Source organism: Streptomyces purpureus, assembly GCF_014648195.1.
In the GTDB taxonomy this organism is placed as follows: domain Bacteria; phylum Actinomycetota; class Actinomycetes; order Streptomycetales; family Streptomycetaceae; genus Streptomyces; species Streptomyces purpureus.
This window is the reverse complement of record NZ_BMQQ01000006.1, coordinates 101,517-107,534: the sequence shown is the minus strand read 5'-3', so window position 1 is coordinate 107,534 and position 6,018 is coordinate 101,517. Positions and strand designations below refer to the sequence as shown.

The 6,018-nt window shown below is 73.0% G+C and carries 7 protein-coding genes; 1 reads left to right on the top strand and 6 read right to left on the bottom strand.

The features are described from left to right. Positions 1-202 precede the first annotated feature (202 nt). Entirely contained in the window at positions 203-1,483 is a 1,281-nt protein-coding gene (locus IEZ01_RS10680; RefSeq protein WP_373287590.1) for an ROK family transcriptional regulator, read from the bottom strand. 56 nt (positions 1,484-1,539) lie between these two features. Here IEZ01_RS10680 and IEZ01_RS10675 point away from each other — a divergent pair, with 56 nt between their 5' ends. After that, positions 1,540-2,634 (top strand): Gfo/Idh/MocA family protein, encoded by a 1,095-nt coding sequence (locus IEZ01_RS10675; protein WP_019886654.1) that lies wholly within the window; start codon positions 1,540-1,542, stop codon positions 2,632-2,634. 46 nt (positions 2,635-2,680) lie between these two features. On the opposite strand, the gene IEZ01_RS10670 is transcribed toward IEZ01_RS10675, so the two are convergent. The 5 genes from IEZ01_RS10670 to IEZ01_RS10650 all read right to left on the bottom strand — a co-directional run. Continuing rightward, a complete protein-coding gene (locus IEZ01_RS10670; protein WP_019886655.1) occupies positions 2,681-3,238 on the bottom strand; it encodes a Uma2 family endonuclease in 558 nt (185 codons plus the stop codon). A gap of 23 nt (positions 3,239-3,261) precedes the next feature. Beyond that, positions 3,262-4,119 carry a fumarylacetoacetate hydrolase family protein gene (locus IEZ01_RS10665; protein ID WP_189201311.1) on the bottom strand — a complete coding sequence of 286 codons (858 nt, stop codon included), beginning with the start codon at positions 4,117-4,119 and terminating at the stop codon, positions 3,262-3,264. Between the two features lie 116 nt (positions 4,120-4,235). Continuing rightward, positions 4,236-4,949, bottom strand: a complete 714-nt coding sequence (locus IEZ01_RS10660) for a YidC/Oxa1 family membrane protein insertase (RefSeq protein ID WP_189201309.1) — start codon at positions 4,947-4,949, stop codon at positions 4,236-4,238. 96 nt (positions 4,950-5,045) lie between these two features. Beyond that, complete coding sequence (locus tag IEZ01_RS10655; RefSeq protein ID WP_019886659.1) at positions 5,046-5,366, bottom strand: DUF6412 domain-containing protein; 321 nt, start codon at positions 5,364-5,366, stop codon at positions 5,046-5,048. 60 nt (positions 5,367-5,426) lie between these two features. Beyond that, positions 5,427-6,018, bottom strand: a 592-nt coding sequence (locus IEZ01_RS10650; RefSeq protein WP_229832850.1) for a class E sortase, incomplete at its 5' end; no start/stop codon positions are given.

Sequence of the window (6,018 nt, the reverse complement as noted above, 5' to 3'; positions counted from 1 at the left end):
CCGGTCGACGTCACGGCGTCCGGTCGAGGTCACCACCTCCGGTCGACGTCACGGCGTCCGGTCGATGCCGAGGGTTCGGAGGGCATCGGGCCAGGGTTCGGGCGCTGCCGTGGCCGGGGTCTCCGGTCACATGTCGAGACCTTGCCACGCCCGGGCCGAGGGCGCTCCGAGCGAAGGCCATCCGGGCAGACATACCCCCCGATCAGCCTATTTTCGGCCCGCCAGGGGTTAGCCCCGGCACCCCGCCGAAGAGCTGACCGAGGATCAGCTCGGCCGCCCCCTCCGCGACCTGGTCGGCCCCACCGGCGGCCAGGGCGACCGGGACCGGCTCGGGGTCGCCGGTCCGCCGGGCGCGTTCCGCGAGGACGGCGGCCACGCCCCGTACGAACGCGTCCGGCGCCGCGGCCACCGCGCGGCCGCCGAGTAGGACGCGGTCGATGTCGAGGAGCCCGACGAGGTTCGCGGCGCCGGTGCCGAGGACGCGGGCCGCCTCGGCGTGATCGCCACGGGAGAGGGCGGCGAGACAGAGCGCCTCCAGGCAGCCGTGCGCGCCGCAGCCGCATGGGACGCCGTCGAGCTGGACCGTCTGGTGACCGAACTCCCCCGCGCCGGTCCGCCCGCCCCGGTACAGTGCGCCGCCGAGGACGAGGCCGGCGCCGAGGCCCGTACCGACGTGGAGGTACGCGAAGGACTCCCCGCCGGCGCCCCGGCACAGGCCGAGAGCGGCGGCGTTGGTGTCCTTGTCGAGGACGACCGGCAGCCCGAGCCGCCCGGCGAGCGTGTCGCGCAGGGGGAAGCCGTCCCAGTCGGGGAAGCCGGTGACGCGGTGCGGGACGCCGGTGGTGTGGTCGAGGGGGCCGGGCATGGCGACGCCGACGCCGAGCACGTTCGGCCCGGTGGCCAGCAGGGGCGCCACCTCCCCGAGGGCGCTCTCCACGACGGCCGCCGTACCGGCGCCCAGGTCGAGCGGCAGGGTGCGGGAGGCGACGGGCGCGCCCGCGAGGTCGACGAGGACGGCGGTGGCCCGGTCCCGGTCCAGGTGCAGGCCGACGGCGTGGGCGGCGCCGGGGACCAGCCGCAGGACGGTGGCCGGTTTGCCGCCGGTGGAGGCGCGCCGGCCCGCCTCGACGAGCAGGCCCTCGGTCCGCAGCCGCGCGGTGATCTTGCTGATGGCCTGCGGGGTGAGGGCCGTACGGGCGGCCAGCTCGCGCCGGCTGACGCCGTTGTCCCCGGCCGCGCGCACGATGCCGAGCAGGAGGGCGGCGTTGTGGCTGCGCAGGGCGGCGAGGTTGACGCCGTGGAGGGCGGCGGCGGGAGTCGGCGCTTGGCGGGGGGTGCGGGCGGTGTCGGTCCGGCTCGGGCGGCCGGTGTCGGTCCCGCTCTCGCCGCCGGCACCGGTCCCGCTCGTCCGACCGGTGTCGGCCCCACTCCCGCCGCCGGTCCCGCTCTCGTTGCTGTTCTGCACGCGGCCACTGCTGCTCACGCGTGCCATTCTCCCCCGCGCTTGCACTTTGGCAACAGCGTTGTTTAAGTGGTCGCATGACTGGCACTGGTACTGGCACCGGCTCCCCCCTCCGCGTCGGACTCGTCGGCTACGGCCTCGCGGGCTCCGTCTTCCACGCCCCGCTGATCGCCGCCACCGACGGTCTGACCCTGGACACGGTCACCACCTCCCACCCGGAGCGGCGGGCCCAGGCGCTCGCGGAGTTCCCGGACGTACGGGTGGCTGCGTCGCCGGACGAGCTGTGGGAGCGGGCGGACGCGCTCGACCTGGTCGTGGTCGCCTCGCCCAACAAGACCCATGTGCCGATGGCCACGGCCGGTCTCGAAGCCGGGCTGCCGGTCGTCGTGGACAAGCCGGTGGCGGGCACCGCCGCCGAGGCGCGGGCGCTGGCCGCCCTTGCCGACGAGCGCGGACTGCTGCTGTCCGTCTTCCAGAACCGCCGCTGGGACAACGACTTCCTGACCCTGCGCCGCCTGCTCGCCTCCGGCGAGCTCGGTGACGTACAGCGCTTCGAGTCCCGGTTCGAGCGGTGGCGGCCGCAGCTGAAGGGCGGCTGGCGCGAGTCGGGAGCCCCGGAGGAGATCGGCGGGCTGCTGTACGACCTCGGCAGCCATGTCGTCGACCAGGCGCTGGTGCTGTTCGGCCCGGCGGTACGGGTGTACGCGGAGGCGGACGTCCGGCGGCCGGGCGCCGAGACGGACGACGACACCTTCATCGCCGTCACCCACGCGAACGGCGTCCGCTCCCACCTGTACATGAGCGCCACCACGGCCCAGCTCGGCCCGCGCTTCCGGGTCCTCGGTTCGAGCGCGGGCTTCGTGAAGTACGGCCTGGACCCGCAGGAGGCGGCCCTGCGCGAGGGCCGGCGCCCGGCGCCAGGCGTGCCGTGGGGAGTGGAGACCGAGTCCCTGTGGGGCCGGCTGGGCGCGGGCGAGTCCCCCCTGACGGGCGGCGGCACACCGGTTCCGACGGTCCCGGGCGACTACCCGTCCTACTACGCGGCGATCGCGTCGGCCCTGCGCGGCACGGGCGAGAACCCGGTTACGGCACTGGAGGCCGCGGCGGCCCTCGACGTCCTGGAGGCGGCGCGACGCTCGGCACGCGAGGGCGCGGTGGTGGAGCTCGGCTGAGGTTTGCGGAGGCCTCGGCTGAGGTTTGCGGAGGCCTCGGCTGAGGTCAGGCCAGCTCGGTGGTGTCGAGCGCGAACCCGAACGGCTCGGGCAGTTCGAGCTTCGCGCCGAAGGCCGCACGGCACTCGTGGAGATAACGACCGCCCTCGGGATCCCAGTGGACGATCGCCTCGCCGCGGTGCCGGTCGATCAGCAGATAGACCGGCAACGCGGCCTGGGCGTAGGCGTCGCGCTTCTCGATGCGGTCGACGTCGGCGTCGGCTTCACGACCGGAGGTCACTTCGATGACCATGAGCACCCCGGAGGAGTCCGCCCAGGAGGGCTGCCCGCGGAAGTACCCCACCGGCGCTACGGCACCGTCGACGCGCGCCCGGCCCGCCCGGTATGAGGGCACGGCGAGTCCGCGCTCCTGATAGACGCGCAGCTGCGGTTCGCGAGCTCGCAACTGGTCAGCGACGGACATGACGTTCTCGTCATGGTCGCCGTCCGGTGCCGGTGTCACGAGAATCCTCCCGTTGATCAACTCGACGTGGAGGTTCTCGGGAGCCGCGGCCTCAAGCGCGTCGAACTCGTCGAGCGTCACTTCGGTCTGCGCAACGGACATGGCGCCCTCCTTCGGGCATCAGCCTACGCGTCCTTGAGCTCCTGCCGCTGGCGTCCGAGACCCTCGATCTCCAGCTCCACCACGTCCCCCGCCCTCAGATACGGCTTCGGCTCCGGCTGCCCCATCGCCACGCCCGCCGGGGTCCCCGTGTTGATGATGTCGCCCGGGTAGAGCGTCATGAACTGGCTGACGTAGCGGACGACCTCCGCCACCGGGAAGATCTGGTCCACCGTCGAGCCGTTCTGCTTCAGCTCGCCGTTGACCCAGAGCTTGAGGGAGAGCGCCTGCGGGTCGGGGACCTCGTCGGCCGTCACCAGCCAGGGGCCGAGCGGGTTGAAGGTCTCGCAGTTCTTGCCCTTGTCCCAGGTCCCGCCGCGCTCGATCTGCCACTCGCGCTCGGAGACGTCGTGCGACAGCGCGTACCCGGCCACGTGGGCCATCGCCTGCTCGTCGCTCTCCAGGTAGCGGGCCGTGCGGCCGATGACGATCGCGAGCTCGACCTCCCAGTCGGTCTTCACGCTGCGGCGCGGTACGAGCACGGTGTCGTTCGGGCCGACCACCGTGTCCGCGGCTTTGAAGAAGACGACCGGCTCGGCCGGGATCGCCGCGCCGTTCTCGGCCGCGTGGTCGTGGTAGTTCAGCCCGATGCACACGACTTTGCCGATGCGGCCGACGGGCGGGCCGACTCGCAGCCCGGTGGCGTCCAGCGCGGGCAGTACCCCGGCGCCGAGCGCGGCCCTGATCCGGTCCAGCGCGGACTCGTCGGCGAGAAGTCCTCCGTCGACGTCGTCCACCAGCGCGGACAGATCCCGCAGGGTCCCGTCCTCGTCGAGCAGCGCCGGACGTTCCGCGCCCGCCGTACCGACTCGCAGCAGCTTCATGGTCTTCTCCCTGTGGTCGAGGTGAACCCCGGCCGATGGAGTGCGGCCATCGGAGGATCATTCGATCCTCCAAGAGAAGCGACCAGCCTGCAAGACCCCGTTCACAACCTGGACCCTTACGCGGGAGTAGCCAGAACCCCCGCCGAGGGCATGTCCCGGTAGAGGAACGTCCGCTCGGCCGCCGTCCACAACGTGCTGGTGACCACATAGAGCGCGGCCGCGAGCGGTACGACCGCGACGGTGAGAAGCGTCGCGAAGGAGAGCAGCGGCAGCACCTTCGTCATCGCGCCCATGCCCGGCATGGCCTCCTGGGCCGGGGCGTCCGCCATCTGCCGCTTCGTACGCCGGTACGTGTACGTGGCCACGGCCGCGACGATCGCGAAGAGCGCCACGTACACGAGCCCGGCCGGGCCGAAGGCGCCGCCGTGGGCGAGGGCGTCGGTCCAGTTGTCGCCGAGGGGCGCGGCGAAGAGGGTGTGACCGGCCATCCGGCCGCTGGAGAAGAGGTGGTACATCAGGAAGAAGGCGGGGGCCTGGAGCAGGCTCGGCAGACAGCCGGCGAACGGCGAGACCTTCTCCTCGGCGTGCAGGTCCAGCATCGCCTGCTGCAGGCGTTCGGGGTTCCTGGCGTGCTTCTTGCGGAGCTCGGCCAGCTGCGGCGCGAGCCGGGCGCGGACCTTCTGGCCTCGGGCGGCGGCGCGCGAGAGGGGGTGGATCGCGAGCCGTACGAGCGCGGTGAACAGCACGATCGCGGCGGCGGTCGCGGTGGTGGCGAACAGGGGCTGGAGCAGGTCGGCGAGCCGCTCGACCAAGGAAGCGAAAACGGACATGGGAGCCCTCCGGGGGTCTCGTCGTGCCGGGACAGATGCTTTTCGGCAGGACGGAACCGCGAGGGGCGGGTGGTGGCTGGAGCTGTGGCGATGCCCCTACGCGGCCGTCGGAAGGAGACGGCCGGGGGCACGGGGCCGGCGACGGCCCGAGGCGTCGGGGTCGCGCTGTGGCAGGAACGCGGTGCGTTGTTCGCGGTCGCGGATGGCGGTACGTACGCGCGTGGGCGGTACGGAGGGCGCGCCGCGGCCGCCGATCAGGGCGCAGGCGGCGAACGCGCTGCCCGCGGCGGCGGTCGCGGCGGTCGTGGCGGCGACGACGGCGGTGGAGAGGTCGCCGCTCTGGAAGAGGAGGAGGTCGACGAGGGTGAGGAGCACGAACAAGGTGGCGAACGCGCGCCCGAGGCTGTTCCTGATCATCCCGCCCCCTCTCGAATCCCTCCAGCCGTTATACACCGAGGCACACGATTCATGTGATCGTCATACCGAATCACCTTGGCCACGGGGCACCGTCTCCCTCAGCACCGCCCACACGATGAGCCGGTAGGTGGAGGAGAACTCGGGTGTGCAGGTCGTGAGGGTCAGATAGCGGCCGGGGGCGCTGTATCCGTACCGCGGCTTGACCAGCGAGCGGGGGATGGCGGCGATGACGCCCGTGTCGCGGGGCGATGTGGTGGGCAGCGCGCTGTCGACGACGTACGTGTAGGTCGCCTCCCGGGTCTCGACGACGAGGCTGTCGCCCTTGCGGAGCCGGTCGATACGGCGGAACGGCTCGCCGTGGGTGTTGCGGTGCCCGGCGAGGGCGAAATTGCCGGGGCGCCCGGGCAGGGCGGTGCCGGGGTAGTGCCCGGCGTAGCCCTTGTCGAGGACGCCGCGCTTGTCGATCCCCTGGGCGACGGGCACGGCGAGACCGAGGGAGGGGATCTTGAGGACGGCGTAGGCGCGGCGGGGAGCGGTGGTGGGCGCGGCGGGGTCGGGGGGCTGGGACCGGGGCCGGTCCTCGGGCGCGTCCGTGGGCGTACGGAGACTCGGGGGCGAAGTGGGGGGCGGGGGCGGGGTGGGGGTCGGGGGC

Coding starts and splice junctions, on each gene's coding strand:
- IEZ01_RS10675 (WP_019886654.1), top strand. CDS start 1,540: ATGACTGGCACTGGTACTGGCACCGGCTCCCCCCTCCGCGTCGGACTC.
- IEZ01_RS10670 (WP_019886655.1), bottom strand. CDS start 3,238: ATGTCCGTTGCGCAGACCGAAGTGACGCTCGACGAGTTCGACGCGCTT.
- IEZ01_RS10665 (WP_189201311.1), bottom strand. CDS start 4,119: ATGAAGCTGCTGCGAGTCGGTACGGCGGGCGCGGAACGTCCGGCGCTG.
- IEZ01_RS10660 (WP_189201309.1), bottom strand. CDS start 4,949: ATGTCCGTTTTCGCTTCCTTGGTCGAGCGGCTCGCCGACCTGCTCCAG.
- IEZ01_RS10655 (WP_019886659.1), bottom strand. CDS start 5,366: ATGATCAGGAACAGCCTCGGGCGCGCGTTCGCCACCTTGTTCGTGCTC.